Origin of the sequence: Streptomyces sp. NPDC005402, from assembly GCF_040606575.1 — a bacterium.
Classification (GTDB): Bacteria; Actinomycetota; Actinomycetes; order Streptomycetales; family Streptomycetaceae; genus Streptomyces.
Map to the genome: position 1 here is coordinate 1 of NZ_JBEXFB010000076.1, position 1,443 is coordinate 1,443.

Sequence of the window (1,443 nt, forward strand, 5' to 3'; positions counted from 1 at the left end):
ATCCGGCGCGTCGCCGCCTGGGCCCGCGCCGCCCTCGGCCGGCACGCCTCCCGCAGCCTGCGCCTGGCCCGCTTCGGCGACAACATGCGCGACGTGGCCGTCACCGAGGGCGACAAGGTCGAGGCACAGCTGCGGTTCGGGTTCTCGGTGAACACCTACGGGGTCAACGACCTGGTCGCCGTGGTCGACGCGGTCGAGGACAAGGCGGCCACCGAACTGGCCGGTGAGTACGTCGAGTCGTACGACGTGGTGCCGTCCTTGCGTCCGGGCGGCATCCGGCACGACTCGCTGCTGTATGCCGCCCGCCAGGAACTGGGCCTGCGCACCTTCCTCACCGAGGGCGGCTTCACGGCCTTCACCACCAACTTCGAGGACCTCGGCGGGCTGCGCCAGCTGCCCGGCCTGGCCGTGCAGCGGCTGATGGCCGACGGCTACGGCTTCGGCGGCGAAGGCGACTGGAAGACCTCCGCCCTGCTGCGCACGGTGAAGGTCATGGGCACCGGACAACCCGGTGGCACCAGTTTCATGGAGGACTACACCTACCACCTCGGCCCGGGGACTCCGCGTGTGCTGGGCGCCCACATGCTGGAGGTCTGCCCCTCGATCGCCGCCGACCGCCCCAGCTGCGAGATCCACCCGCTGTCCATCGGCGGCCGCGAGGACCCCGTCCGTCTGGTCTTCAACGCGGCCGAAGGCCCGGCCGTCGTCGTCGGCCTCTCCGACCTCGGCGACCGCTTCCGGCTCACCGCCAACGCCGTCGACGTCGTCTCCCCCAGCGAACCCCTGCGTCGCCTGCCGGTGGCCCGGGCGGTGTGGAAGCCGCAGCCCTCATTGGCCGAGTCCGCCGAGAGCTGGCTGCTGGCCGGTGCCCCGCACCACACCGTGCTCAGCTCCGCCGTTGACTTGGAGACCCTGACCGACTACGCGGCCATGACCGGCGTCGAACTGCTCACCATCGACGAGAACACCACCACCGAGCAGTTCGCCAAGGAAATCCGCTGGAACGCCGCCTACCACCGTCTCGCCCAGGCCCTGTGACGGCCATCCCAGGAGAGAACTGATGACCGTACGAGTCCGCGACGGCCTGCGGCAAGAGGTACTGGACGCCAACCTGACCATCCCCCAAGTCGGTCTCGCCACACTGACCTGGGGAAACGTAAGTGGGGTCGACCGTGAGGCCGGCGTCTTCGTCATCAAGCCCTCGGGCGTCCCCTACGAGGACCTCACCCTCGACCACCTGGTGACGGTCCGCCTGTCCGACGGCGCCGTGGTGGAGGGCGACCTGCGCCCCTCAACCGACACCGAGACCCACCGCTGCCTCTACCGCGCCTTCCCTTCCATCGGCGGCGTCACCCACACCCACTCCACCCACGCCGTCGCCTTCGCCCAGGCCCACCGCGACATCCCGGTCCTGGGCACCACCCACGCCGACACCTTCAACGG

At 70.3% G+C, this 1,443-nt stretch carries 2 protein-coding genes; both read left to right on the forward strand.

Going from position 1 to position 1,443, the window contains the following annotated elements:
• Window positions 1–1,038: L-arabinose isomerase (locus ABZT02_RS46125; protein WP_356029471.1), on the forward strand; the 1,038-nt coding region annotated here is incomplete at its 5' end.
• A 22-nt stretch (window positions 1,039–1,060) separates the two neighbouring features.
• The coding region (locus ABZT02_RS46130) for a class II aldolase/adducin family protein (protein ID WP_356029473.1) at window positions 1,061–1,443 on the forward strand (383 nt) is incomplete at its 3' end.